The following is a 25,394-nucleotide window of genomic DNA, read 5'->3' as shown; positions in this document are numbered from 1 at the left end:
CGCTACCGGGTGCACGACCTGGTCACGCGGCTGGCCAGGGAGCTGGGCCGGCATGCCGAGGCAGGCGTGCGGGAGGCCAGGGCGCGCCTGCACGGCGTGCGGGGGGAGCCAGGAGGTTGGTCAGGTGGTGATTGTCCTGCTCCCGCGCCCCACCCAAGTGCCGCGCTCGCCCCAGTACGACTTGGCGGTCACGGTGAGGCTGGTGTTCTCCGAGTAGCCGTTCAGGTACATGCACGAGCCGCCCGAGTGGCCGTAGTAGTCGTTCTTGTCCGTGAAGGTGACCGACCTACTGCCGCCAGTGGGAGTAATCGTCGCTGTAACCTGGCGGGCGCCCTCGGAGTCGTACGCCCGCACGCAGAACTTGTTCGTGCTGTCGTTATAGGAGATGACGCCGTCGCTAAAGGTCCACGAGAGGTCACTCGCCATCGCCGGCTGCGCCATCGCAGCACTTGATGCGACCAAGGCAGCGCCGACCGCAGCGGCCTTGAGCAGATTCTTCATCATGATTTCCTTACGTCCGGAAGGATCCTGATACCGCACGAAACAGAGCCTGCGTCAAGGCCGAGTCCGACGAAAGACGTCCCGATGTTGGCCAGTTGCATAACGCCTTCTCGTGGCGGTTGACTCGCTGTCCGAATCGTAAGGAGAGGCGGTATAGCAGCGGTATGTTCTGACCGGCCACGTGACCCGTTTCCCGGTCAGCGGTGAATCAGCGCTGGTCGTGTCCCGCTCGGAAACACGGTTTCGGGCTCTGAGCTGGGGTTCTGCTGCGCGATCAGTGCGGCGGCTGTCACCATCGCGGGGGTGTCGTTGTCGCTGATCTACAGGGTGGTTCGGTGCTTGTGCAGCCTTGTGGCGGTGCTGGTCCGCTCTGATTTGTCCAAGGAAGCTGAGCTACTGGTGCTGCGTCACGAGAACCAGGTGCTTCGATGTCAGCTCGGTGTCCGGCCGCAGCGGGGTCACGCCGCCAGGGCTCTGGCTTGCGGCGTTGTCGCGGCTGGTCCAGCGCCGCCGGTGGGCGAAGGTGTTCCCAGTAACCCCTGCGACGATCTTGCGCTGGCATCGCAACCTCGTGGCGCGGAAGTGGACCTTCACCGGGAGGCGGAGCCCGGGGCGGCCCTGCACCCGCCGGCCGGTCAAGGCACCTGATTGTTCGGATGGCGCGGGAGAACCCGACCTGGGGGCACAGGAGAATCCAGGGCGAGTTGGCCCGGGTGGGGTTCCCGATCGCGGCCTCCACGGTGTGGGAGATCCTGGGCGCGGCCGGTATCGATCCGGCGCCCCGCCGGGCTGGGCCGAGCTGGCGGCAGTTCCTGACCGCTCAGGCCCATGCGATCATCGTGTGTGACTTCCTGGTGGTCGAGACACTGCTGCTCAAACGGCTGTATGTGCTGGTCTTCATCGAGCACGGTACCCGGCGACTGCATCTGGGTGGGGTGAGCGCGCACCCGACCGGGGCGTGGATGGTGCAGCAGGCCCGCAAGTTGGTGATGGGCCTGGGGGAGCGCATCGCCGGGCTACGGTTCTTGATCCACGATCGGGACCCGCTCTTCACCGTCGCTTTTCGGGAGGTCTTCACAGCCGAAGGGCTACGGCCCATCACCACCCTGCCGCGGACGCCGAGGATGAACGCCACCTGGCGAGCGGGCCATCGGCAGCCTGCGCCGTGAACTTCTGGACCGGATTCTGATCCTCAATGAACGCCGCCTGGCCCTCGTGCTCCAGGAGTATCTGATCCACTACAACGGGTACCGGCCGCACCAGTCCCGGCACCAACGGCCCCCGGACACCGCAACGCAGGCCGCCCGCGACGTGACCGACCTCAACGACCTGCGATCCATCCGCCGAAAACCCGTCGTCGCAGGCATGATCAGCGAATACCGCCACGCCGCGTAACCGCAGCTCAGGACACGTAACTCAATATTCGAGCGGCACAGGATCCACGCCGTTTCTCTCCACGACCCGCCGAGTTGCCAGATAACCGGGGATCGAACCATCCGTTGGGTCGGGCCTGCGCCCAGCTCGCACCCGGTGTTTACTCGCTATCTCGCCAGATAACAACAGTTATCCCGCAACTGGCGCAGCGGCTTTGCCGCCGACCCGGTGTCAATCTGACGGATCAGCACACGGGTCTGCGCCATCCCCCACACCGAGGGCGCCCTACTCGCATGCCAGTTTGGTCGACTTCTCCTTCTTCGCGTACGGCGTGGGCTAGCGTTTCGCCGTCACGAGGTGGGCGAGGGACATGAGGGACTGCCGTGTCTGCTGCTGTTGTGCCGAAACAAGCGAGGCTGGCCCGACAGAAGTGCTCCGGCGCGCTCAAGGCGCGCCGGAGCGAGTGTCGATTACCTACGGCGGCGTGGCGCATCCCGAAGCGCATCAGGACGTGTGGGGTGCAAGCACCGGGAGAACTCGTTGATCAGCCTTGGCCGATCCTCAGGCAGGCTGCCGCGCAGGACGAGGGCGAGGGCTACTACCTCACACAGGCGCAGGAGCAGCGTGCGAGCCAGGAGCAGGGCTGCCGTGGCGAGCAGATACACCTCGGGAAGATGGAAGGGATCCACCTGGGTCACCTTTCACAGTTGACGATCGGAAGGGTCGGCCGGCCGATGGGTCTTAGTGTCAACGCCGCGAAAGGCCCGCTGAAAGGGTCTGTGGCCGGTAGTGAATGGGTGAATGGGTCGCGATGATGGCTGCCAAGAACCGCGACGGAAGCTCGGCCGGTGGCAGCCGCACCAAGGGACTGCCACGGCCGGATCCTTCTCAGGCAGAGCCCGGTCTTCACCTGTGGGCAGGTCTGATCTGTCGTATCTACGATGAGCTATATGACCGGAATGACCCGACTGCTCGGCTCGGGCTGAACGAACTGGCGCAGAAGACGACCTACTCCCCGCCTCATCTCTCGGCCATTTTCAACGGCAAGAAGCCTTTCGACTGGGTCCTATGCGAACGAATCGTCAAAGCACTAGGTGGTCAACCGGCACAGTGGAAGCATCGCTGGCAAGAGGTTGACGACGTCTACAGGCAAGGTAAGAAGATCGGCACCTGGGCACCGTTGCCTGGAATGGACGATGATGGTGACCCTGCGCAGACGCAGGATGACGTACGCGATTGGGATCACCCCTCCTGGCGGGTATGGCGTCGACCTCTGCGCGGGGCGCGCGACCTGTTGATGACTCCTTGGCAGGCGCTATCTCGGCGGCGCCGTCTCGCCGAGCGGGCGCGGCGACGCCGCGTGTTCTTGCAACTAGTGCGGGCTCGGGCGGTCGCTCTGCTTGGAACCTACCGGGAGGGCACGCCACTGCCGCCGCACTTCGCCAAGCGCGCCACCAGGCCAGGTGAGGAACCGCGGCCATATCCGGACGGCACCACCGTGGCGCAGGTGTTCGAGGATTGTGCGGAGAATCTGCTGCTAATCAGTTCGCCGGGCCTGGGTAAAACCATTCAGCTGGCGCTGTTGGCTGAGGAACTCGTTAAGCGCGCGTTGGCTGCTGAGCCCGGCCAGGAAGCGGTCGTGCCGATCCTGGTTAGCTTGTCCAGCTATCACGGTCAGCCGTTCGAGGAGTGGTTGGTCAGCGAGATCAGCACCGCCTACGACATTGCTCCGGCAGTGGTTCGAGTGCTGCTGGCGGGAACTCATCCCCGAGCAGCCGGACAGAGGCAAGACACCGACGATGTTTTGCTTCTATTTGATGGTCTCGACGATGTCCGAGATCAAGAGCATCGGCGTGAGTGCGCGAGGCAGCTGATCGGCTTTCGACAGCGCTGCGTCGGTATGGTGCTCACCTGCCGAAGCCGCGACCGCCGACTGGCAGAGACGATCAGCGGACTGCACACCGTGATCATTGATCAACCCACCGAGCAGGACGTTCGCTGGTATCTCACCACTGCCGATTCAGCGCTGCTAGACGTGCGTGAAGCACTGGAGACAGACAACTCGCTGTGGGGTCTGCTGCGCTCGCCGTTGATGCTCTACATCATCGGCCGCACGTACGCAGGCCGTCGGGCCGTCGAGCTCCGCCAACATGGCACGATACAAGAACGCCAGAGCCGAATCTTCGACGCCTACATCGACCGAATGCTGTATGAGCATCGCACTGGCCGCTATCCCGCCGAGCAGATCGTCACCTGGCTCACGTGGCTCGCGCGCACCCTTACCGCGCGCGGTGAGCAGGCGTTCTATCTAGACCGTCTGGATGAGTCATGGGTGCCCTCGCGAAGTACCACCATGCTGCGAGTGGTGCACAAATGGGTATTTCAGTACTCGATCTTCAGCCTTGCCCTGATATGGCTGGCGATTGCTTACACCCTCGGCGTCTTTACGGTGTCCGACCCGTTGGCTACAGCAAAGGCTGTTGGGCTCTCTGCTGGTTTGCTGATCTTCTTCACGATATTCGCCTACCGCCAGGTCAAGCCCACCAACGCCCGCACCAACGCTGTGGCACTTGCTGTTCTGTTGGTCGCTAGCGCGCCATCAGACTTCTTGGGTGGAGATGGGCGAGTCTTTCAGCTCCTGATGGTAGCGATTATGTTCGCTCAAGTATTTGTCACAGACGGGCTGCTCCTGACAAACAGATCTCCGGTAGAGGAGCTGAAATGGACGTGGCGACCGCGTCTGCGCGGACTTGCAGGAGCCGGCGAGCCTACCTACGCCCTGATCGGCATCACCATAAGCGTGGCCAGTGTCGCCCTCTTTGGATGGTTTATCGTCACCGCTTTCGAGCTGCTTACCCCCGACCCGAGCAGTAGCCCCATCTTGATCATCGTGGCATTGGCGATCGGCTTGCTCTATCTGTTCGTCGCCGACCACTTCGAGCCTAGCCTGCAAGACGTACGCGACCGTCCGAATGAGGGCATTCGCCGCTCCTTCAAATACGCCTGTATCATCGGCTCTTGTTCAGGTATCGCCATGGGCCTGATTTATGTCGCCCTCGTCAGATTGGCTCTGCCGGACATCCCCTGGCGAAGCGCGTGGCTTTTGGGCGTTCTGCTGGGCGTAGTGTGCGGTTTGTCGCACGGTTACCGTTTCGGTGGAGTCGCCTGTGTCTATCACTGGGTCGTGCGCATGAGCCTTGTTCGCAGCAAGATGATCCCAATGGACTATCTGCGCTTCTTGTATGAGGCTGAACAGCGTATTCTGATCCGCAGGATCGGAAACGGATTCGTCTTTCCACATCGGCTCCTGCTGGAACATATGGCTATCTCGCCCGAAGCTCTGCTGGAACGCCTCCAGCGCTATTCTGCTGTCTCTGGCCATGATGCGGCGATGCGTAGGCAGGGATGAAGGCCAGGTGAGGGCTTGGCTGTGCTGATCGTTGGTGGGCAGCAAGGTGCTCGGACCGCGATTGTGGCCTGCTATCAGAGTGGCTGATTCCTGCGGGCCGAGGGCCGTGCTCGGTGTGCTCGATCTTCGTTCTCGCAACCTCTGGCGAAGATCCTTTCAGCCCGGTGCTCACGTTAAGTGTTGTGGCATGACCAAGGTCTGCAGGAATCACAGCATGAATAGATGCACGTCACAGACAGGGTGATGGCCGCCCGCGCCACAAAGCCAGGGGTCTACACGCAGGGCCGAAGCGTTCTCATGGTGTAAGACCGATTAGCTGCAGGCCGTCGTCGGGGTGGCTGCGGTAGTGGTCGGTGGCGGGGGCGATGTTGGTCCAGCCGATCAGGCGGGCCAGGCTGATGGCCAGGTTGCGCAGGCCAGCCATGATTCGGGGTGCGGTGCCGGTGCGGACGCGGGAGGCGTCCTCGCGGTAGGTGACGTCGCGGATGTGGTGCAGGGCCTCGATGCTCCAGTGCCCGCGGATCAGGGCGGCGAGTTGGGTGTGGGTGATGCGTCCCGGTGGGAGGCTGGTGACGGCGTAGATCGTCACGATGGTGGTCTTGCCGGTGCGGTGGTCGGTGCGGCGGCGTTTGACCTGGATGGCCTGGGCGGCGTGCGGGAAGGGCAGCCCTGGTCGGACGGTGCAGATCTTCATGCGGCGGATCTCGCGGCCACCAAGCTGTCACGGTCGCTGGCCTACGCCGAGCCCGCTACCGCGGCATCAAGAAAGTCCACCTTGAACACATCGCTTCCCCCATCGCGATCAACCTGATCCGACTGCACGCCTGGTGGAACGGCCACTCGTTGGAACGCAAACGCACCAGCCACCTGGCCCGACTCAAACCAGTCCTGACCGCCTGAAACGAGTTAACCAGCAGGGTCCTACAGGCAGCCCCGGCCACCGATATTGGATCCGCGCTCCACACCGGATCGCTGACATTAAGTCCGCGCTTAGGACCGAGAAGCTTGACTTCAAAGATCCGGCATACCTACTACATACCGGCTCGACGTAGCGTAGTCCGCGCCAGTTTTGCGGCACGGGCGGCCGGTGTACATGTACCGCGCGGTCCCCGGCCGTCTACGCGTCGACCAGGTACGGCTGCGCCGTCCCTTACGCGCTCGAAACGCTTGGAGGCGAATGGATGTTCTCGTTGCTGGGGCCGTTGCGGGTGGTGGACTCCGCGGGAGAGATCCCTGTTCAGGCTGCCAAGCAGCGGGCCATCTTGGCCATGCTTCTGCTGGGATCGAACCGGATGGTCACCTTCGACCTTCTCACGTCGGAATTGTGGCCGGCCGGTCCACCTGCCACGGCGAAGACGAGCCTGCAGACATATGTCTATCGTCTACGGCGGGCGATCGCCCCGCTCACCGCGAGAGGCGTCGAGCTCCGAACCGAAGGTTCCGGATACCTGTTGGCCGTGCCGGACGGCGTCGTCGACCTTGGGACATTCGCACAACTGACCACCGCCGGCGCCCAAGCCTTGAACACGGGGGACCCGAGCCTGGCAGCCGAGTGCCTGCGAGGTGCGCTCGGGATGTGGCGCGGACCGTTGCTGGCCGATGTGGACGTCGAGGTCGTCCGCCAGGAACGCTGCCGAATGGAAGAGGTTCGCCTGAACGCCTATGAGATGCGTCTTGAGGCGGAGTTGCGGCTCGGCCTCAACATCCACGTCGTCCCCGAACTGGAGCAATTCATCGCCGCCCAGCCGTTCAGGGAGACCTTGTGGGCCACGTTGATGCGAGCCCTGAACGCCGGAGGCCGTCGCATGGAAGCCCTCGCCGCGTATCGGCGGCTTTACCGGGTCCTCGATCAGGAACTCGGCATTCAGCCGAACGCCGAAGTGCAGCGGCTTTATCAGGACATCCTTCACGGGCACCCTGGCAGTCTGATCCTCTCGGGCGGCCGGCGTCAGATCTGACCGGCACAGGGCGCGGGCATTTCCCCCGCTGCGGCAATTGCCCGACCCCTGATTAGTACGAAGTGCCCCTTGGAGCGGCGGATGAAAGCATCAAGAACTCCCATCCTCCCAGCCCAAGGGGCGCCCTCGCTTGCTAGCTCCCACGTTCACGCCGTGGATCCGGACTGAGGGCCTGGCGCCCTGATGACATATCTACGCGCCCGTCTCCAGGCACCCCAGAGCCCAGCCGGTAATTAAATGTAGCAGCAATAAGGTGTGTTCCGCCACGGCTGTATACCGGACGCCCGGCAGACGGTTCTGACCTGCTTCCTGACCTTGTAATCCATGCCCCCGGTGCAGCCGTACGGGCCGCAGCGATATTGGGTGTAGCATTCGTCCGCCGCGGCGCGGTGTTCTGGAACGACCAGCGCGAGAAGACGATCGCCGATATTTTCGATGAGCCGTATCACTTCGTTTGTTCCATTTCTTTGTTGCCGATTCGATTTCTGGGGAAAAATTCTCGTACTGGCTCGCTCTCCGTCCTGCTGGGATCTCTGGCAGAGGTAAGCTTTCGAATGGTGATGGCGCGGATATCGGCGATGGGGAAGTAACCGTGTTCGCGGGAGTCGAAGCTCGCGTCGGTGTTGTCGCCGATCAGAATGAGTTGTCCGTCAGGTACACGGGCATCGGGGACGAATGGCCGCACCGGCTGGGGGACGGGATCGCCAGGTAGGGCGGCGATGCGCTTGATGAGGAACGGGCCGCCCATCGGCAGCGGGCTGAGCACCACGGCGATATGGCCGCTTCGCAGGGCCGCCGGGGCCACTCGCCGGGCCAGGAGCCGGTCGCCGTCGATCAGTGTGGGGGCCATGCTGTTGCCATCAACCCGGATCACGGAGTAGGTCGCGCGCAGCCGTACGATCGACAAGGCCAGAGCCGCGATCGCGCAGCTCACGACGATGAGCACCCACGTCACGGGGCCACCGCCTTCTCCGGCTCGCGGTACCCGCTCGCCTGAAGGGTGAAGAGCCGCGCGTAGGGGCCGCGGGCGGCCATGAGGGCGTGATGTGTTCCGGCTTCACGGATGGCCCCGTGCTCCAGAACGATGATGAGGTCGGCGTCGCGCACGGTGTTGAGCCGGTGAGAGATGAGCAGGCTGGTAGCGCCGTGGCGCCGGCGCCGGGTCCGAGCGTGCACGTCGGCCTCAGCCTCCGGGTCCAGTCCGGCTGAGGGCTCGTCGAGGATCACGAGGTCGCGGTGGCCGCGGAACATAGCGCGGGCCAAGGCCGTGCGCTGCCACTGCCCGCCGCTGAGCACGACACCCGTGTCGGGGTCGTCCTTGTCCTCCTCGCTGAAGAACGTCCGCGTGAGCAGGGTGTTGTACCCGCGAGGGAGGGAGGAGAGCTTGTCGTCGATCCCGGCTTCGAACGCGGCCCCACGGATCCGGGTTTCGTCCTCACGGGCGGGGACGAAGCCGATGGACACGTTGTCGGCTGCGGACATGTCGTAGGCCATATGGTCCTGGAACACCCCGGTGATGCGGTGCCGCAGATCATCGGGGTGCACGTCACGGATGTCGACGCCATCCCACGTGATGCTCCCGTGCTGCGGATCGTAGAACCGGCACAGGAGCTTAACCAACGTGGACTTGCCGGCACCGTTCAGACCGACGACGGCGACCGACGAGGCAGCCGGAATGAACAGGTTCAGGCCACGCAAGATCCACGGGTGATCCTCGCTGTAGCGGAACCACACGTCGGTCAGCCGGATGCCGTCCCTCAGCCGGGGCAGTCGCGCAGGCTCGGCGGGAATGGGGAGGTCGGGCTCCGCCGAGGTCACAGCCACGTAATGGTCGAACATGAGCAGCTCCTGGTGGAGAGCTGCGATACCGACGATCAGACCCCTGAGGGCGGCCTGGACCGCGCCGATGGCGGCGATCAGCAGGGTCACGTCGCCGACGCTCAGCGCACCGGAGCCGGCGGAGGTGACGGCCCAGATCAGCCCACCGCCCGCGACCACCGCGCCCAGCAGCGTCAGCAGGCTCTCGACGGACAGTTCCTTGAAGTCCATCCGGCGGCGTGCGGCGTTGGACGCGCGCAACTCGGTCATCATGCGGCCTTGCAGGAAACGACCGCTGTTGAACAGACGGATCTCCTTTGCCGCCGCAACCGTGGTGAGCAGATCGCCGTAGAACATCTGGCGTCGTTCGGCAGGGCCGATGTCCCACATCATCGAGGCGCGACGACGCGACAGCCGCAACTGCGCCACCAGCGCAGGAACCCCGGTTGCCAGGACGATCCCGGTGAGAACCGGACTGATCACCAGAAGGGAGCCGACCATCCCGGTCAGCGTGATCGCCGCGCTCACCACCCCAAGGGATCCGGTGACGACTTCCTGCCCCGTCGACAGGCTGTTCTTCGCCAGCCGCAGCCGGTCGTGGAAGTTGGGGTCCTCAAACCGTCGTAATCCGGCGAACCGCAGCGTCGCGGAGAACAGTTGCGCAGTGGTCCGAGCGGTGAACAACCTGCCCATCTCGCTGTTGAGGTACTGCACGAGCTGGGGCAGTACCGTCATCAGGACGCCCGCGGCGGCCAGACCCACCGCGAGGGTACTGAGCTCGGCCGCCGATCCCTGTCCCGCCAGGGAGTCGACCACCAGTTTGGTCAGCCACGCCGCCGCGATCGGCGCGATCGCCTCAGCGAGCATCACCAGGACGTAGACCGCCATCAATCCCGGGGCCGCGCGAAGGGCGACCCCCGCGGCCACCTTTGCCGTTCTGATCATGCGCTGACCGTGGCGAGCAGCGTGGGATCGTTGTCGGTGACCCTGCCCTCCGCACCGATCAGGAAGAGGGCCGGATAGGCGGCGACCTTGAAGGCGCTCTGAATGGCGTTCCGAGGTGCCTCGACCACTACACGCGCCACCTCGGCGAGGCGTTCGACGTCGGCGGCGGCCTCCTCGTCGCTGTCGGCGACGACGACGGCGAGCACCGTGCCCGAGGTTTGGCGGGCATGGTCGATGAAGCGCGGCATCAGTTCCCTGCAGGGCTGGCAGGACGGAGAGAAGAAGCCGATGAGGGCGGGCCCATCGAGCAGCTCATCGGAGATCGGGTCGCCATCGGTGGTGGCGGCGGCGAACGCCGGCATCTTCTCCCCGATGGCGAGCCCTTCCGCCATGGGGGACAAGAATGGCGCTGACGCGGCCTGCCTCCGCAGCCGGCGGATCACTCCCACCGTCAGCAGGAGATTCAGCATGCACAGCACGCCGACCACGACAACGGCCACGATGAGATACGGCATCACGAACTCCCCGAGACTTCCATGAACAGATCGGCGATATCGTCGAAGACGATCAAGAGGATGGCGCCGACCAGCCCGACCGGCACTGCCAGGGCGAGACCGGCCACGGTGACCGGGCCGCCGGGGAACATCAGCATCACCCAACCCAGCACGACAACGAGGAGCAGCAGCCCGTTGCGGATCAGGTGCGCCGGGCCGAGCGGAGTCGCGGACACGCCGAAGCACCGGCATGGCTCGCGCCGCTCCCGGCGAAGGGAAACGGCGATCCACGTGGAGAACGCGATCAACAGCATCCCGCTGGCGGCCAGCCCCGCGTGCGGAAGCACGATCAAGGTGACCGCGGCAACAACTTCCATGGCCACCGTTGCCATGGCAGCCGGGAACCGGGCCGGGCCGGGCAGCAATCGCAGGGTGGCGGCGAAAGACCGTAGTGCGGTACGGCTGCGCAGCTTCGAGTACGCGGAGATGACGAAGACCGTGGCGAGCAGGACTTGACTCGCCACCAGCACGTGCGACATGCCCTACATGCTCTTCCGGCCCGCTAGCCCGGTGCTAGCGCGCCGGTAGCGCGGTTGGCGGCATGGACGGCCAGGACCCGGGCGCAGGTCCTAGGTCCACGGGCGGGCCGGAACCGGTGCGCTCCCCGGCACGCCCCGAAGTCAGTCGGCCAGGCGGAACTGCAGGTCGGTGTCCCAGTTGTTCAGGTCGGGCTCTTCGGCGGGGTTGGTGTTGTAGAGCTCCAGGCGGCAGCCCCAGTGCTCCGTCCCGTCGTCGTCGGTCGTCATGTCCCAGGTCAGCCCCTGTTCCGCGGCCCATTTCCGGAACGCGTCGATGACGTCGGCGAGCTGGTCCGGGTGGCCGTGGTGGGCGACGGTGGCGTAGCGGCCGGCGGGGAGGGTGGCGTGAAGATGTCGCTCTCGCCCTCGACCGGCGTGGCCACCGGCACCCCCGCCTCCACCACCAGCCGGTCGGCGGCCATGTTGATCTCGTCGTACCTCAGGAACGGCGCTCCGGCCGGGTACGCGCCGCGCTCGACCAGCCAGCCGATGATCTCGCCGATGCGGTCTCCGACGAGGTTGAACTGGGTCATGGTGATGGTCTTGCGCACCCCGACGTACGGACGTTCGGGAAGCTCGATGATCTCTGGCATGTTTCTGTGTTTCCTCCTTCACCTCTCAGTACGAAGGACGGGCTCAAAACTCATCGGCAGGCCGAAGAACGGGAACAGGCCGGGGTCCAGGAATGTGGTCTCACCGGTGATCAGGCCGCTGGCGACGTCGAGGACGCCCAGGACGAAGGGCTCATCGTTCACGTACTGGGCCGAAGGCCGGGGAGCCGTTGGCCCTGGTCGGGACCAGGCGGGAGCCGGCGCACGCGGCGTCGGCCTCGGCGGCGAGCAGGACGGTGCGGATGTGCTCGCGCCCGCGCAACCACCACGTGAACGGCGTGTGGGTGCCAAGAACTCGGCCGCCCTATGCGACCTGCGCGTATTCGTGGAGCAGTCCGCCGAGGCGGTCACGCCGGATGACCTTGATATCGTCCTCGATCGGGTCTGGAAGGGCTTGCAGCGGAGCGGCCTGGCCCAGGGAGCGATGTGGGCGATGCTCGTTGAAGTGGGTCTTGTAGATTGCAAGCACGCGTTGTAAGTGGCAGGCGTTGACGATGAGGATCCGATCGAGAAGTTCTCGGCGCAGGCCGCCGATCCAGCGTTCGGCGAAAGCCTTAGCCCGTGGAGCCTGAGGTGGACTCTTGAGAATGCGGATGCCTGCGGCCGTGAAGACCTCGTCGAACATCACGGTGAATTTCGTATCCCGATCGCGGAGAAGGAACCTGAACCCTTCCGCCCTGTCCCCCAACTCGATCATCAGATTCCTGGCCTGCTGTGCAACCCACTGCCCGGTCGGATGCTCGGTGACGCCGAGGACACGCTCCGGGGAAATCCCAGCTCAAGCCCGATGCGATGAGTTTTGAAGCCGTACAGGCAACGCGATGCGCCGCCTGTCCTCATAGCCCACGGTGCTCGCCAATCCCCGGCCCCGAAGGGCGGTGTGCTCGTCCATCCGGGCGCGCCTAGCCGAGCAGTTTCACAGTCGCACAGCGTTTCGGCGATTATCTGGGGTGGCTCTGCGTCGGCGCTTACTGTCGTGCCGCGGAATGTGCATCCTTGGTCCTCGAGCAAGGATGACGCTTGGGTCATCCGCCGATGCCGCAGAGGTCGCGATAGGGCAGGTCGGGCAGGTATCGGTCCCACTCGGTGGTGGTCAAGGACCGCCCCGCCGCTGTGCACACGGCTGCCGCCGGGTCGCCCGTAAGTCCCGAGACGTCCCACGTCTTGATGGTGCCGTCGGCGCTGCCCGCGGCCAGCCGGGCGCCGTCCCCGGTGAAGGTGAGGGCGGTGATCTCGGCGCCGGCAAGGGAAACCCCCAGTTGGGTCCGCGAGGCCATGTCCCACAGCCGGGTGGTGCCGTCGCCGCTCGCCGTGGCGAGTGTGCCGCCGTCGGGGCTGACAGCGAGCGCTGAGATGGCGGCGGTGTGTCCGGTGAATGCGCCGTCGCGTGCCCGGCCGGTGGTCGTATCCCAGGTTCGGGCCAGGTTTCCCACCGCAATCACGGCGTCTCCGCCGGGGGCGAGTGCCATGGTGCCGGTGAGGTAGTCGCCGACGGCGACCGGGGGTACGGCCTCACTGCGGGCGGCGGTGTCCCAGACGCGCAGGGTCTGGTCGGAGGCCAAGCTCACCAGCGAGGCCTCGTCCCGGGTGAAGGCCATGGCCCGGACGGCGTCCCGGTGTCCTTCCAACGGGCCGCCCAGCTGTCGGCCGGTCGCGGGGTCCCACAGCCTGATGTGGTTCTGGTCGGCGATGGCGATGAATGTCCCCGGCGGCCCGATGGCGATCGCGTCCGCCGCCTGGGCGAAGGTGCCGACCCGGCGGGGTGGGCGGGAGGTGAGGTCCCACAGTTCACTGTGCTCGTCGCCGCCGACGGCGGCCAGGTGCCCGCTGGCGGCGAAGGTGGTCCCGCCGATCCAGGTCACCGAGCTGGACGGGGTGCCCGGTGTCCACATGCCTATGCGCTCTTGCTGGCCCGCGAGCAACGTGTCGTCCGCGGCCGGGGCCAGCCGGTCGACCTGCTGGGGCAGCTTCACGGCGGCGGACTCTCGCAGCAGCCGGAGGTCCCAGGCGCGGGTCCGGTCACCGGCTGCGGCCAGCATGTTCCCTCGCGGGTCGAAGGCCACATGGTCGGCCAGGTCAGCGAGCTGGCTGGTCAGCGGGGTGCCCGTGCTCGTCTCCCACAGGCGTACGGTGCCGTCCTGTGAGGTGCTGGCCAACGTACGGCCGTCGGAGCTGAAGGCCAGCGCCGTGACCGCTGCGGTGTGTCCCCGCAGGGGGCGTGCCCTCGGCCTTGCCCGTGGCGACCCGCCGCAGCTGGACTGCGCCGTCGGAGAGCCCGATGGCCAGCAGATCGCCGTCCGGGCTGAACGCGAGCGCCCCGGCGCCGGCGACGGGCAGCTTTCGGGCGGAGGGGGTGTCCTCGCCGACGTTCCACACCTGTATGAAGGAGGCGTTCCGTGCGGTGGTGGCCAGTATGCGTCCGCTCGGATGGTAGGCGAGCAGGTCGAGCGTGGCCAGGTCAGGGTCGCGGTGGACGAACTGCGGGGATTTCTCGTCGAAGTCGGAGAACTGCATCAGGCGCCGTCCGCCGGTCCGGTTCCAGATGCCGACACTGCCGTCGTTGATCGCGACCTTGGTCCCGTCGGGGCTGAAGGCCAGCGCCTTGATCACGTAATGCAGTGCCTCCAGTTCGGACACCTGGCGGCCGGTGCCGAGGTCCCAGACGAGCACCTGCCCTTCGGCGCCTGTGGCGAGGTACCTGCCGTCCGTGCTGAACGCCATGGCGTCCAGTGCGCTGCCGTGCGGGGTCCGGAGCGTGCGCACCGCCCGGCCGGTGAGCAGTTCCCGGACACCGACCACGCCCGGCCCCGCCGACTCGGCCACGATCGGTGCGCCTCCGTCGAAGCCCAGCGCCACCGTGCTGCCCGCCGCCGTAGGGGCTGCTCGGACGGCGGGCCGCGCCTGGGCCTGACGCAGGTTGACCCGGGCTTCCGGCAGGCCGGGGGAGATTTCGGTGGCGGCCAGCGCGAGCAGCCGGGCGAGCACGGGGTCGCGTTCGCCCATGACCTGGCTGTCGGCGATGAGCTGCCGGGCGACGGCCAGATCGCGCTGGCGCACGGCGCGTTGGTTGGCTTGGACCAACGCGACGGCTGCCCCGGTGGTTAGGGTGAGCAGGATCGCCAGCGCCGCGGTGACGGTGCGGCGGACCCGGACACCTCGGCGCTCCTGCCGGTACGCCGCTTGCAGGAACTCCTGCTCCAGCGGATCGCTCACCGCCATTTCCTTTGCCGCCTGCAGTCGCCCGCTCCGATACAACAAGGCGGCGTCACGCCCGGCGGCGGCCCAGTCGCGGGCGTGCTCGGTGAGCCGGAGGCGGGCCACGCGGTCGGCTTGATCCTCCTGGCTCCAGGTGCGCAGGCGGGGCCAGGCTCGCAGCAGCGTGTCGTGCGCGATCGTGACACTGTCGCGTTCCAGCACAATCAGGCGGCCGGCCACGAAGGGCGAGACGATCGCGTCGGCGTCGGGGCCGAGCGCGTTCCGTATGGTCAGGAGGTCGGTGGGCCTGCGCACCAGTTCGCCGTCGATGGTGACCAGGGTGAGCGCTCGCATGAGCGGCCGGACCATCTGCGCCTGCTGCCCGTTCAGCGTGTCGTAGGCCTCCTCCGCGCTTCTCCGCACGGCGTCGCGCACGCCGCCGGCGCTCTCGTACGCCCGCACCGTCAGGACCGAGCCCTCCCGCGCTTGCCAGGTGCGCAACATGGCCTGGGACAGCAGTGGCAACACGCCTTCCTCGGGCGTGCCGATGGTGACCCGGCCGGCGCCGAGGTCGCGCAGCACCGCCTCCACCAGTCCATCCGTCACGCCGAGGCCGGCCACGGCGGCCGGGCCCGTGATGGCGGCGGCCAGGTCCGCCTCGGTCATGGGCGTAACGACGAACTGGCCGTCTTGGAGAGCGGCCGCCAGTTCCGGATGTTCGGCGCATCTCGCCCACATGTCGCCGCGTACGCCAATGACCACTATGGCCTCGCCGCTGTTGGCGAGGGCGTCGAGCGCGGTCACGTACGCGGCTCGCTGATCCGCCGGGGCCAGTGTGAACACCTCCTCGAACTGGTCGACGACCAGGACGAGCCGGTGCTTGTTCCCTTCCATGCCAAGCCGTTCCGCATGGCCCGCCACGGCCTGCCGTACCAGGAGGGGAGCCTGGGCGGGGTCGGCGATGAGGGCTCGGTGCGCGGCCGGCGCCGTACCGGGAGAGTGCAGCATGGCCAGGCGTAGTGCCAGCTCGCGCAGCGGCTCCGCCGTGGGCGTGAGCACCATGGTCGGCCAGTGCACGGCGCCGGGCACCGGCAGCGTGCCCCGGGACAGGGCCGGCAGCAGGCCCGCGCGCAGCAGGGAGGACTTTCCCGCCCCCGAGGCCCCCGAGACGATGAGCGGTGAAGGGATCGCGAGCCGGTCGGCGACCGCCGCGCACAGGTCGCCGGTCAACGCCTCGCGGCCGTGGAAGTAGGCCGCGTGCGTCTCGTCGAAGGGGTAGAGCCCGCGGTACGGGGATGTCTCGGGAGCGGGCAGGGCCAGCCGCCCGCCCTGTCTGGTGCGCTGCTCCAGGTCGGCGGCCAGTTCGTACAGGCCGGAGAGCAGGGCGTAGTGGTGGCGGCGCTGGTCCTGCTCGTGGCGGAGCATGATGGCGCTCTGATGCTGCTCGGTCCTGATCGCCGCCATGTCCGCGGCGATGCGCCGTGACTCCTGGTGGATGCTACCCAGCAGGAAGGCGAATTCCTGGAACTCCCGTTCCAGACCGGCGAAGGCGCCGACGACCGCGCCGACGACGTCCTTGGAGTGTGTGCGCAGTGCCTCGTCCACCGCCGCCGCGACCATGTCGACGCGTCCGATGATCTCGGCCAGTTCGGCTCGGACCTCGCGCGCGACGGAGTCCTGGCCCTGAAGCGCCGCCAGCAACTCGGCGGCCAGTTCAGCGGTGACGGCGTCCGGCGATTCCGCGGGCCGGACGCGCAAGCGTTCCGCCGTACGCTCCAGCAGCCCCGACAGGTAGTTGCCGCCCATTCCGCTCAGCAGCCCGGCGACGGCCGGGAGCAAGGCGCCGCCCGGCGTGAGGATGTCGGTGAACGCGGCTGCGGCGAGCAGGGCGAGCAGGGTGTTGGGGGTCATCGCCCGCAGCTTCTCCCCGCCCCCGCGAGCAGCCGAGACGACCCAGCGCGCTGCGGCGCGGCCCATGCGCTCACGCCCGTCGTCGCCGGATCTGCTGGCGTCCATAGCCGACATTGTCATTTATTCCTCGAGGAATATTCGCCACAATCACCGCATGAGCTCGGACCGGTTCGAGGACGGGAACGCGCCAGCGCACGAGGACCGGCTTCGCCGCCGCATGGGCAGGGCCGCCGCACGCCACATCACCTCGGCCGGGACGCGGCTCACCCAGATGGCGCCGAACACCATCTTGGCTCTGCTGGCCGCTTCCGCATGCGCTGAGCTAGTGTTCTCCGACACGCCCGAGGCCGTCGGCCAGGCCACGACCGGCCTGCTCGCGGGCATGGGAGGGAACTACCTGGCGGCGATCACCGAGCGCACCGCCGCTCGGCTGCGCCGGCAACGCCGTCTCGACGGCCCGGCCCTGACCGCCGCCCTGGCCCAGGCGATCGAGCGCGATCTGCGCAGTCCCGCGATGGGCGAGATCGTCAGCACCGAACTGGCCGCGGTCCTGAGGCAACTCGACCTGGCTCAGGAGACGCTCGCCGGGCTGGTGGCGGCCGGGTCGGCGCGCGTCACCGAGGAGATCCTGGCGGCCTTCGACAAGATCCGCACCGAGCACGCGGAGTTCGGCTTCCTGCTGACCGAGCTCACCCAGGCAAGCGCGCGCGCCACTGCGGAGCTCACCCACCTCCGCCAGGCCCAAGACGATCAGCGGCGGGAGCTGGAGCGGGACGAGAGCGAACGCTGGACACAGGCACGCCTTCTCGGACAGGTACATGACCTGGTTGCCGGCATGGCGGCCGAGCAGTCGGAGCCGCGTGCCGTCACCGGCGCCGGCCAGCCCCCTTACCTGGGAGCGCGCACGTTCACCGAAGCCGACGAAGTGCTTTTCCACGGCCGGGAACCGGTCGTGGCCGCCCTTGCCGAACGGCTCGGCGACCAGGGGCTCCTGGTGGTCACCGGTCCGTCCAAGTCGGGCAAGACCTCACTGCTTCGAGCCGGGCTTCTGCCCTCACTACCCACTTCGTGGCACACCGCCTCGGCCGCCCCGCTGGACGAGCTGGCTCTCGCGATCGCCCGCCTGAACGGGGAACGTGACGCGGTGACGATACGGGCCGAACTGGCCGCCCATCCGGAGGGCGCCCCACTGCTGATCCCCCCGGGAACCGCCCCGGTGCTCGTCGCCGACCAGGTCGAGCAAGTCCTGGATGCCGAGGCTCCGATCCGCGACGCCTACTGCTCCGCGCTGACCGCGCTGTCCGAGCGGGCCATGGTGATCGTCTGCGTCCGGCAGGACGCCTTCGACCGGCTCGGGCTGGACACGGCCGAACAGTTCGCGATTCCGCCGATGACCGAGTCGGAACTGGCCCGCGCCATCCACGCTCCCGCGGCGGCGTACGGCTTGACGGTCCAGCCCGGGCTGACCGACCTGGTGCTGCGCGACCTGCGTTCGGGCGGCGGGTACGGTCCCCTCGCACCGGCCTGGCTGTCCAGGGTGATGCTGAGCACCTGGCAGGCAGGGCTGGACATCCGGGCGTACGGCGGCACCGGGGGAGTGCCCGCCCTCATCGCCGCGGCGGCCGAAGCCCTCTACACCTCTCTCGACCCAGAGTCCCAGGAGGCCGCGGCGGCCCTGTTCTCCCGCGAGGACCTGACCCCGGCCACGCCGCGGGAGCAGGCGGTGCTGGAGGCATACGCCGAGGCCGCGGTCGTCGTCCTGGGCGGCGTCGCCAACCCGGAGCCGGCGCACGACAGCCTGCCCGAGACCTGGCCACGCCTACGTGAGTGGCGCACTCCGCGAATCGTGCGCCTGGCTCCCGTCCCGCCGCGCAGGCGTTCGTGGCTCGCCGCCGCAGCGGTCGCGGCGGCGGCCGTGCTGACCGCGTCCGTCGTGCTCTTCTCTACCGGCTCCCGTGACGCCGACTCCTACCGCCAGGTCGCGGACCTGGCTCAGCGGGTAGAAGGCGTCTTTCCCGGGAATCCCGCGCTGGCCCGTCTGCTGGCGGTGGCGGCCCACCGCCAGGCGCCGGACTCGCCCGAGGCGACGGCCACGCTCAAGAGCATGCTGATGAACCCCCTGCTCACCGTACTGCCTGGCCAGGGCAGCCCGGTAACCTCGCTGGCCTTCACCCGCGACGGCCACACCCTGGCCATCGGGGACGACAAGGGCCGCGTCCAGCGCCGTAGGTTCCCCACAGGGGAGATCCTGGGACCGCCGCTGGCCGGTCCGCTGGGTGAGGGCACATTGCTGGCCTTCTCCCCGGACGGCACCAGACTCGCGCTGTCGGTCCGCACCGACGACGACCAACCGGCCGACCTGCGGGTCTGGGACCTGGCCACCGGCCGGCCGGCCACCCCCCGGCTGACCGGTATCGACGTCCCCACCGGGCTGGCCTTCGAGTCCGGCGGCTCGGTTCTGACCGCGTCGGACCATCTCGCCAGGCGGCACAGCTGGCGCGTCCCGGCCGGAACCCGGTTGCCCGGAGGCTCCGGCGGTCTGAAAGACACCAACCTGTACGGTGAGCTCGACCCCACCGGAATCCACTTCGCCGCGTTCAACCGAGAGGGACCGGAGGCGTGGCTGTGGACCAACGGCGGCGAGCCGGTCAGCATCACCCGCGATCTCCCGGTCGAGGCCGTCGAGTTCAGCAAAGACGGACGGCTGCTGGCGGCCGCCGAAGCCGACCGCGTCGAGGTCCTGTCCATCGGCACCCCAGTTTCCCCGGTCGGCCAGATGGGCGCTTTCCCCGTCGATCTGAACCCGGACATCAACAACCCGGACGCCGCCAAGCCCATGGCTTTCTCGCCCGACGGGACCATCCTCGCCGTCGGTGGTGAGGACCAGGTACGCCTGCTGGACTTGCGCGTCACGCGCTTCGCGACCTCCGCGTTCACGCTGCTGACTCCCGGCGGGGGAGACATCACGACGCTGGCCTTCGCCCCGGACGGCCAGACCCTGGCTACCGCTGACACGAGTGGAGACGTCCGACTCTGGTCGATGGCCCGGCTCATGCCGGACCTGTCCGTCGGTCTCTCCGACGTCGTCCCGTCCGTGGCCTTCAGCCCCGACGGCAGCACGATCGCCACCAGTGAGGATTCGCTGGACTTCCCCCAAGTCCTGCTCTGGGACACCACCACGGGCGAACAGCGCGGCGCGGCCTTCGAAGGCCGCGCCGCGGTCACCTTCCTGTCCGACCAGGCGCTCCTGACTGACGCCGGAGCCGCCCCAGTCCAGTGGGACATCGTCACCCACGCGGCCGTACGGCGGTTCGAGGGCGACTTCTCCGCATCCGACCCGCTGATCGTCAGCCCCAACGGCCACCTGCTCGCGGCATCCGACGACAACGGCCTGGCCCAGCTGTGGGACATGGGCACCGGCCGGCGTCTGGGCGGACCGCTCCCGGCCAAGGACCGCATCGGCGGCCTGTCCTTCAGCCCCGACAGCCGTCTGCTGGCCACCGGTGGAGACCGACTGCGCCTATGGGACACGGCGACCCGCACGGCCCTGCCGCTTTCCTTCTTCCTGGAGGGCCTGCCCGCCGTCGGCCACCACGTGACCTTCAGCCCTGACGGTCGGCTCCTGGCGAGCGCGGAGGACGACGGCATCCAGCTCTGGGACTCGGCTACCGGTGCCCCCTACGGCGCACCGATGTCCTCCCGGAACTCGATCGCCGGCCTGTCCTTCACCCCCGATGGCGGCACCCTGATCTCGATCGGCGGCAATGCCACCAGGTTGTGGGACGTGGCTACCCAGCGCCCTCTGGGTGACCCGCTGACCGCGCACAACGCCGCGCTGACCGATCTGGCGGTCAGTCGCGACGGCCGGACGTTCGTCACGGGCGCGACCGACTTCAGCGCCAGCGTCTGGAGGCTGCCCGATCTGTCCGGTGACCTCGCCCGGGAGGTCTGCGCCATGGCAGGCCGCGATCTGACAGCGGCCGAGTGGGCCACGCACCTGCCCGATACGGCGTATCGGCGCGTGTGCTAGCTGGGGCGGGTTGTGGTGGGGGCGCCGCGATCGTTCCGCTCTCCCGTCGGCGACAAGCTCGAAATGGTTGCCGGATGCACAACCAGGCGACGAATCGCATAAAACGGGCACGGTTTGAGGGGTGCATCGAATGCTGTCGACAGGTGTTTGCGTTCATGCTGGTCAGCGCGTCGACGGTGCCAGTTGCTGATCGGTAATCAACAGAATTGGTGCACTATAGCATTACCCATCAGTAGTGGCGGGAGTCCGGCTTGCCCACCGGGGCTGTCGACGACGCCAGCGCGGGGCTGCGGTGGCCGCGGCGAGCGCCTCGGCGAAGTTGCGATGAACCGGCAGGCGATGCTCGCCGCCTGTGAGGCGAAGCACCCGGGCGGGCTCGCGCTGCAGCGCGAGCAGGCGGACCGCACCACCGTCACATCCCGCGTCCTGGTGCAGGCGCCAGAGCACCATCAACCCGATGCAGTCCATGAACGAGGTCCCGGTCAGGTCGAGGAGAACCTCATCACCCGGCCGGCGGGCGAGGCGGATGAACTCCTCCGCCTCGCCGGCGGTCGCCAGGTCCTACTCCCCGCACAAGGCAATCACGGTGACGCCGGGCAGGTGCTGGCACCGGAAGATGAGTGCGCCCACGTCTTCCACAATAGGCATGGCCTCCACACGCGGAGTGCGTCGACCACCCCGGCGGGCACGCTATTCGTGTCGGGATCCCGCGCAACCGGGACGCTCGGTCAGCTTCGATCCACACCACCCTCTATGTGCGGCGCATGGCCGGGTGGGCGAGGGCCACGAGACCGGCGACGGCGCAAGCGGCAGCGCTGCCAGCTAGGATCGGCGCTTGAGGCGAACGGTCGAGCAGGATAGCGCCAGCGGCCGCGCCCAGTGGGGAAGCGGCCATCAACAGGGCTCGCTGGGTGCCGAAAAGCCGACCGTGCCGGTTGGGATGAGCCCAGCGCTGGAGCGCGGTCGCCTCAACTGCCGTATACGGGCCCCACACCAGGCCGGACACAGCGAACAGTGCGGCGGCGGCTGGAAAGTCGTGCAGTAGGGCGAGCGGCAGGGTAACCGCCCCCCCAGAGGGCGGCGCCGAGCCCATTGACCAATCCGGCCCCCGCCGCGCGAGCCATGGTGCCAGCGGTCGGGCCGCCAGAGCGCCGGCCGCGAACAACACCTACAGCATGCTGTAGGTCACGGGGTCGCCGTCGAGTCGGTCACGGACAAATTCAGGATGGGGCCTCATGTCGGGCATTTCCGGCAAACCTTGGTCCACGTTTGACCCGTGGGAGATGGACCACCCGCTCCCGTATCCTCGCGTGTGGCGTGCTGGGACGGCGGGGAGCTAGGCGGCCGGGGTCGCGTCGGCCAGGGCGTGCTCCAGCGTGGGATGGGTGCGCAGCATCCGGTGCAGGCCGGGCTCACCGCGATGAAGCTCAGCACGATGCTCCGCAAGTACGACATCCGCCCGGCCGTGATCCGCTTCCCCACGGGTACGCAGCCTGAGCACCACAACGATGGTGTCCGTCAAAGTGGAACAAGCTCACTGTGCGAAGTCGGCGGCCTCAGGCTCCCCGTTGATGACGGGAAGGTGCGAGGGAGCGTCGGCGGTCGACGGGCGTCCATCGAAGCCGGATGCCGCGGCGGTGAAGCCGAGGCGGGAGAGAGTACGGCGCCGCTTACCGTACATGCGTTCCAACTGCGGGACTTGTGCGACCAGATAGTCGTGGACCTCCTCGCCGTGCCTGGGTGGTCGGCCTCCCTCGGGTGATTCCAGCAGAAAGTAGTGGCCCCATCTACAAGCCTGTTTTGGCCTCACTTAATGATCTTCGATGGCTTGATCGTCAACGAGTTTTGTCCCCGCCGCGCCTCACTGATCAGCGATCAGGAGCCAGGGAGGTCCGCCGGACGGGCTAGGCCCGGCCAGACAGCTGGGTTGGGAGTCTCGCTCGGTCGGCTGTGCCCGGTGGTCTGCCCGGCACCACACCGGACAGACCACCGGGCCTCGATGTGGACGCTCGGCAAGCGTTTCTCCAATCGAGAACGACGAGATGCTATCTGATGGCGGAATGGAATTCTCCACCCAGGGTTGGCATCCATTCATCACAGTGTAAGTTTGTCGATCCCGACAATCCTCTCAGGGGAGAGAATTCTGGCATAAGTGCACTGGTCGCGGGCTACTTTGTGTTCGCAGGCCATCTCCGAAGGCAAAAGGGTGCATTCTCGCGAATCGATCGCTATTCTCCGGATGCGGGACTTACCAACCCGCACTGGACGCTCGGCAACCGTTCGAATGCGTGCGCATCGAGGTGTTATCCCTTCTCCAATGGCAAGGATAGTATGAATTCGTCCCTTTCCGTGGTCGTCGGTGGGCTTGTGGTCCTGGCGATCGTCTGCATGATCGCAGTTATTTCGATACGCATCGCTAAAACCGCACCCGCCCGGCTGGTGCGGGCGCTCATGGCCGCGAGTCTCCTACTGGCGGCGATTCCACCGATTCTGCTGGCCCTCTACGGCGATGGGTGATGGCAATCGCGGCGCGCCCGTTCCCGGCGCAGCGAATGCCGTTCTGGAGCCGGTTGGGACAGGTCAATCAGACAGTCATTCTGGAGACGGCCGCTCTGGAACGGCTTCCGCGCCGACAGGCACTGCCCGGCACCCGAGACAACGATCTGGTCATCATCCTGTCAGGCTGGGTTCGGGTGGAGGTCGTTGCGGGCGAGCGGGTCGTCCTGGCCGTCGCCGGCCCCGGGGATCTGGCCATCCCAGCCCACCAGTTCGATCCCGATATCTACAGCTCGGGAGAGGGAGCGGCGGGGATGCGCGTGGTCGCGACCGAGGACGTGCAGCTGCTGCGCGTCCCGGCGGGAGCCGTACCGCTGCTCTGCAGCGATCTCCCCCTGGTACGTCGCGAACTCGCCCGGCTCGTGCGTGAGACGACGAGGCTCGAGGTGGGCCTTCGCCTGCGGATGTTCCACACACAGCGTTCCCGCCTGGCCTGGCTGCTGCTCGCGCTGCGGCTGCTCTTCGGGGAACAGAACGTGCCCGGGAGCAACACTCCAGTGCTGGCGCCGCCGCTGACCCAGGCTGACCTCGCACGCTGGCTGGGAATCAGCGACGCGTCCACCACGCGGATCATCCAGACGTGGAAACGTGAGGGCCTCGTGGCGACGAGCTACGGCGCCATCGCCGTGGTAGACGTGCGGAACGTACAACGACAGGCGCAGTGGTCAGCGGCCACCGCAGCGGAACTTCTCGGCCCGAAGCCCGTTTTCGAGGAGTATCTTCTTCGTAATAACCTTGCACGCCATGGGCCGGATATGGCTCCGACGCCTTATAAAGACCGGCCGCCTGGTCTGTAGCCTGGGCTCGACCAAGCGAACCCTGTAGGGCTCTGCTGGTTAACTCGGACTAGTGGCTCCGGTTCATGATCTGATGGTGTCCGTCCTGATCATGAGCGGTGTAACAGCGGTCGTCGTTGTCTTCGTCCTGGGTGGGTGCAGTGCCCCGATCGAATCGGTCCCTCGGCTGGGCGCAATGCCTACCACGCAGTCATTGACGTCATGTTTCCCTGGCCCGCCCGTCTTGTAGGAGAGGAAAGGGGCGCAAGGTGGGCGAGCCAGTGGTGTACAAGCGGTGTGGTCGCTCAGACCAGGACAGGGCGTGCCCCGACCTGGCTGACGAAGGTCACGGTTCGTGGTACTTCGCGATCCAGGTACTGGGCCCGAACGGACGTAGAGTGCGAGCGCGGCGCGGCGGATTCCACATCAGAGCACGCTATGCAGGCCGCCCGTGAACTCGCCGCCGCCCCAGTGGCCGCCGCCACCCCACACAACGCGCCGACCTCGGTGCGGGTAGGCGAAGCCTTCGTATGCCAAGAAGTATCCGCAGAATTGCCCAACGTCTTCGCACGCGACTGCAATACCAGCCACTGGGGCCCTGTGTCCGACTTCACCAGCATCAGCAGCAGCGGCGCCTACCGCCGTGTCGGCCACGTTGGGGAACTGGCGGCGCATCCTCGTGAAAGCCTCCTGCTGGCTGATGAAGGTAACCACCCCCGACGCAGATCGGAATGCTGTGATCGCCGCAGTGAGGATTCTTCACAGCGCGCGATGCAAGATCTTATGGCACATCAGGCGATCTACAGGTAATGCACTGGACGTGGCCGTTCAACCCGGGGCATCGCGCCGAGGTCTGTTCAAGGATCTTCATCTGCTCCGTAGTGATGGCCTTGCCACCGCCGACGGGCTCTGGCGGGGAGGTCTGCCCATCCTCCCACTCAGGGACACCACCCCCGTCGCAGGACGGGTATGGAGAATCGACCCCACAGAGAAATACGCCGGGCTCAGGGTCGCCCTCCCGCCATTGGCCGGTCACGGCAGCGGTGGTTACCTGCGGATGTTCGCCGCCTGTTCGCAGCACGGTGACTGCCGTGGCGAGGACTGCGACGGCCGCGATGACAACTGCCACACGGGGAACCCGGCGCCTTCGTGCCCGGGTAGCTGTCATGAGGCGGTCCAGAGCGGTGGCAATCGTTATCTTGGGTTGCCAAGCGAAACCGCTGGTCAGCCGCTTGAAG

21 protein-coding genes and 1 pseudogene are annotated in these 25,394 nt (G+C 67.0%); 8 read left to right on the top strand and 14 right to left on the bottom strand.

Annotated elements, in window-relative coordinates; genetic code table 11:
* Positions 1-120 precede the first annotated feature (120 nt).
* Positions 121-504 (bottom strand): hypothetical protein, encoded by a 384-nt coding sequence (locus tag ACWEPL_RS58350; RefSeq protein WP_452441770.1) that lies wholly within the window; start codon positions 502-504, stop codon positions 121-123.
* A gap of 653 nt (positions 505-1,157) precedes the next feature.
* On the opposite strand from ACWEPL_RS58350, the gene ACWEPL_RS58345 reads away from it, so the two are divergent.
* From ACWEPL_RS58345 to ACWEPL_RS58335, 3 genes are all read left to right on the top strand, one after another.
* Positions 1,158-1,670: a hypothetical protein gene (locus ACWEPL_RS58345; protein ID WP_452441769.1), complete on the top strand. Its 513-nt coding sequence runs from the start codon at positions 1,158-1,160 to the stop codon at positions 1,668-1,670.
* Positions 1,651-1,896 (top strand): hypothetical protein, encoded by a 246-nt coding sequence (locus tag ACWEPL_RS58340; protein ID WP_452441774.1) that lies wholly within the window; start codon positions 1,651-1,653, stop codon positions 1,894-1,896. The genes ACWEPL_RS58345 and ACWEPL_RS58340 overlap by 20 nt, the downstream gene beginning before the upstream one ends.
* A gap of 772 nt (positions 1,897-2,668) precedes the next feature.
* Positions 2,669-5,284 carry an NACHT domain-containing protein gene (locus ACWEPL_RS58335; RefSeq protein WP_452441768.1) on the top strand — a complete coding sequence of 872 codons (2,616 nt, stop codon included), beginning with the start codon at positions 2,669-2,671 and terminating at the stop codon, positions 5,282-5,284.
* Positions 5,285-5,579: 295 nt separating this feature from the next.
* Here ACWEPL_RS58335 and ACWEPL_RS58330 read toward each other — a convergent pair whose 3' ends face one another.
* Positions 5,580-5,978 carry a hypothetical protein gene (locus ACWEPL_RS58330; RefSeq protein WP_452441767.1) on the bottom strand — a complete coding sequence of 133 codons (399 nt, stop codon included), beginning with the start codon at positions 5,976-5,978 and terminating at the stop codon, positions 5,580-5,582.
* Between ACWEPL_RS58330 and ACWEPL_RS58325 the strand changes: the two genes are divergently transcribed.
* Both ACWEPL_RS58325 and ACWEPL_RS58320 read left to right on the top strand, forming a co-directional pair.
* A complete protein-coding gene (locus tag ACWEPL_RS58325) occupies positions 5,954-6,184 on the top strand; it encodes a transposase (RefSeq protein WP_452441773.1) in 231 nt (76 codons plus the stop codon). The genes ACWEPL_RS58330 and ACWEPL_RS58325 overlap by 25 nt on opposite strands.
* Before the next feature lie 281 nt (positions 6,185-6,465).
* Positions 6,466-7,242 (top strand): AfsR/SARP family transcriptional regulator, encoded by a 777-nt coding sequence (locus ACWEPL_RS58320; RefSeq protein ID WP_452441766.1) that lies wholly within the window; start codon positions 6,466-6,468, stop codon positions 7,240-7,242.
* A gap of 445 nt (positions 7,243-7,687) precedes the next feature.
* On the opposite strand, the gene ACWEPL_RS58315 is transcribed toward ACWEPL_RS58320, so the two are convergent.
* The 10 genes and pseudogenes from ACWEPL_RS58315 to ACWEPL_RS58270 form a co-directional block, all read right to left on the bottom strand.
* Positions 7,688-8,197 (bottom strand): S26 family signal peptidase, encoded by a 510-nt coding sequence (locus tag ACWEPL_RS58315; RefSeq protein WP_452441765.1) that lies wholly within the window; start codon positions 8,195-8,197, stop codon positions 7,688-7,690.
* Positions 8,194-10,005: an ABC transporter ATP-binding protein gene (locus tag ACWEPL_RS58310; RefSeq protein ID WP_452441764.1), complete on the bottom strand. Its 1,812-nt coding sequence runs from the start codon at positions 10,003-10,005 to the stop codon at positions 8,194-8,196. The genes ACWEPL_RS58315 and ACWEPL_RS58310 overlap by 4 nt, the downstream gene beginning before the upstream one ends.
* Entirely contained in the window at positions 10,002-10,520 is a 519-nt protein-coding gene (locus ACWEPL_RS58305; protein ID WP_452441763.1) for a TlpA family protein disulfide reductase, read from the bottom strand. Before ACWEPL_RS58305 ends, ACWEPL_RS58310 begins: the two co-directional genes overlap by 4 nt.
* A complete protein-coding gene (locus ACWEPL_RS58300; RefSeq protein ID WP_452441762.1) occupies positions 10,520-11,038 on the bottom strand; it encodes a MauE/DoxX family redox-associated membrane protein in 519 nt (172 codons plus the stop codon). The genes ACWEPL_RS58305 and ACWEPL_RS58300 overlap by 1 nt, the downstream gene beginning before the upstream one ends.
* 141 nt (positions 11,039-11,179) lie before the next feature.
* Positions 11,180-11,359 (bottom strand): annotated as a pseudogene (locus ACWEPL_RS58295) (GyrI-like domain-containing protein); the annotation flags it as partial.
* Positions 11,314-11,670, bottom strand: a complete 357-nt coding sequence (locus ACWEPL_RS58290) for a GyrI-like domain-containing protein (RefSeq protein WP_452441761.1) — start codon at positions 11,668-11,670, stop codon at positions 11,314-11,316. The gene ACWEPL_RS58290 and the pseudogene ACWEPL_RS58295, both read right to left, overlap by 46 nt.
* Positions 11,671-11,688: 18 nt before the next feature.
* The gene (locus ACWEPL_RS58285) at positions 11,689-11,832 is read right to left on the bottom strand and encodes a hypothetical protein (protein ID WP_452441760.1); all 144 of its coding nucleotides are present in this window, start codon (positions 11,830-11,832) and stop codon (positions 11,689-11,691) included.
* A gap of 160 nt (positions 11,833-11,992) precedes the next feature.
* A complete protein-coding gene (locus ACWEPL_RS58280; RefSeq protein ID WP_452441759.1) occupies positions 11,993-12,385 on the bottom strand; it encodes an integrase core domain-containing protein in 393 nt (130 codons plus the stop codon).
* Positions 12,386-12,713: 328 nt separating this feature from the next.
* On the bottom strand, positions 12,714-13,871 hold the full coding sequence (locus ACWEPL_RS58275) for a WD40 repeat domain-containing protein (RefSeq protein WP_452441772.1): 1,158 nt from the start codon (positions 13,869-13,871) through the stop codon (positions 12,714-12,716).
* Positions 13,765-16,899 carry an NACHT and WD repeat domain-containing protein gene (locus ACWEPL_RS58270; protein WP_452441758.1) on the bottom strand — a complete coding sequence of 1,045 codons (3,135 nt, stop codon included), beginning with the start codon at positions 16,897-16,899 and terminating at the stop codon, positions 13,765-13,767. Before ACWEPL_RS58270 ends, ACWEPL_RS58275 begins: the two co-directional genes overlap by 107 nt.
* 49 nt (positions 16,900-16,948) lie before the next feature.
* On the opposite strand from ACWEPL_RS58270, the gene ACWEPL_RS58265 reads away from it, so the two are divergent.
* Positions 16,949-20,824, top strand: a complete 3,876-nt coding sequence (locus tag ACWEPL_RS58265; RefSeq protein ID WP_452441757.1) for an nSTAND1 domain-containing NTPase — start codon at positions 16,949-16,951, stop codon at positions 20,822-20,824.
* A gap of 222 nt (positions 20,825-21,046) precedes the next feature.
* On the opposite strand, the gene ACWEPL_RS58260 is transcribed toward ACWEPL_RS58265, so the two are convergent.
* Positions 21,047-21,382 (bottom strand): STAS domain-containing protein, encoded by a 336-nt coding sequence (locus tag ACWEPL_RS58260; RefSeq protein ID WP_452441771.1) that lies wholly within the window; start codon positions 21,380-21,382, stop codon positions 21,047-21,049.
* 778 nt (positions 21,383-22,160) lie between these two features.
* The gene (locus ACWEPL_RS58255; protein WP_452441756.1) at positions 22,161-22,325 is read right to left on the bottom strand and encodes a hypothetical protein; all 165 of its coding nucleotides are present in this window, start codon (positions 22,323-22,325) and stop codon (positions 22,161-22,163) included.
* A gap of 551 nt (positions 22,326-22,876) precedes the next feature.
* Between ACWEPL_RS58255 and ACWEPL_RS58250 the strand changes: the two genes are divergently transcribed.
* Both ACWEPL_RS58250 and ACWEPL_RS58245 read left to right on the top strand, forming a co-directional pair.
* Positions 22,877-23,341: a hypothetical protein gene (locus ACWEPL_RS58250; RefSeq protein ID WP_452441755.1), complete on the top strand. Its 465-nt coding sequence runs from the start codon at positions 22,877-22,879 to the stop codon at positions 23,339-23,341.
* A complete protein-coding gene (locus tag ACWEPL_RS58245) occupies positions 23,341-24,177 on the top strand; it encodes a Crp/Fnr family transcriptional regulator (RefSeq protein WP_452441754.1) in 837 nt (278 codons plus the stop codon). The genes ACWEPL_RS58250 and ACWEPL_RS58245 overlap by 1 nt, the downstream gene beginning before the upstream one ends.
* The last annotated feature ends 1,217 nt before the right edge of the window (positions 24,178-25,394 follow it).

Source organism: Nonomuraea sp. NPDC004186 (genome assembly GCF_053603495.1).
Note: the sequence above shows the minus strand (reverse complement) of the source record. Positions and strands in the feature narration are given on the sequence as shown.

Bases quoted from the DNA above. Each gene is read 5' to 3' on its own strand.
- ACWEPL_RS58350 (WP_452441770.1), bottom strand. From the start codon at position 504: ATGATGAAGAATCTGCTCAAGGCCGCTGCGGTCGGCGCTGCCTTGGTC.
- ACWEPL_RS58345 (WP_452441769.1), top strand. From the start codon at position 1,158: ATGGCGCGGGAGAACCCGACCTGGGGGCACAGGAGAATCCAGGGCGAG.
- ACWEPL_RS58335 (WP_452441768.1), top strand. From the start codon at position 2,669: ATGGGTGAATGGGTCGCGATGATGGCTGCCAAGAACCGCGACGGAAGC.
- ACWEPL_RS58330 (WP_452441767.1), bottom strand. From the start codon at position 5,978: ATGAAGATCTGCACCGTCCGACCAGGGCTGCCCTTCCCGCACGCCGCC.
- ACWEPL_RS58320 (WP_452441766.1), top strand. From the start codon at position 6,466: ATGTTCTCGTTGCTGGGGCCGTTGCGGGTGGTGGACTCCGCGGGAGAG.
- ACWEPL_RS58310 (WP_452441764.1), bottom strand. From the start codon at position 10,005: ATGATCAGAACGGCAAAGGTGGCCGCGGGGGTCGCCCTTCGCGCGGCC.
- ACWEPL_RS58305 (WP_452441763.1), bottom strand. From the start codon at position 10,520: ATGCCGTATCTCATCGTGGCCGTTGTCGTGGTCGGCGTGCTGTGCATG.
- ACWEPL_RS58300 (WP_452441762.1), bottom strand. From the start codon at position 11,038: ATGTCGCACGTGCTGGTGGCGAGTCAAGTCCTGCTCGCCACGGTCTTC.
- ACWEPL_RS58290 (WP_452441761.1), bottom strand. From the start codon at position 11,670: ATGCCAGAGATCATCGAGCTTCCCGAACGTCCGTACGTCGGGGTGCGC.
- ACWEPL_RS58280 (WP_452441759.1), bottom strand. From the start codon at position 12,385: ATGATCGAGTTGGGGGACAGGGCGGAAGGGTTCAGGTTCCTTCTCCGC.
- ACWEPL_RS58270 (WP_452441758.1), bottom strand. From the start codon at position 16,899: ATGGACGCCAGCAGATCCGGCGACGACGGGCGTGAGCGCATGGGCCGC.
- ACWEPL_RS58265 (WP_452441757.1), top strand. From the start codon at position 16,949: ATGAGCTCGGACCGGTTCGAGGACGGGAACGCGCCAGCGCACGAGGAC.
- ACWEPL_RS58250 (WP_452441755.1), top strand. From the start codon at position 22,877: ATGGCGGAATGGAATTCTCCACCCAGGGTTGGCATCCATTCATCACAG.
- ACWEPL_RS58245 (WP_452441754.1), top strand. From the start codon at position 23,341: ATGGCAATCGCGGCGCGCCCGTTCCCGGCGCAGCGAATGCCGTTCTGG.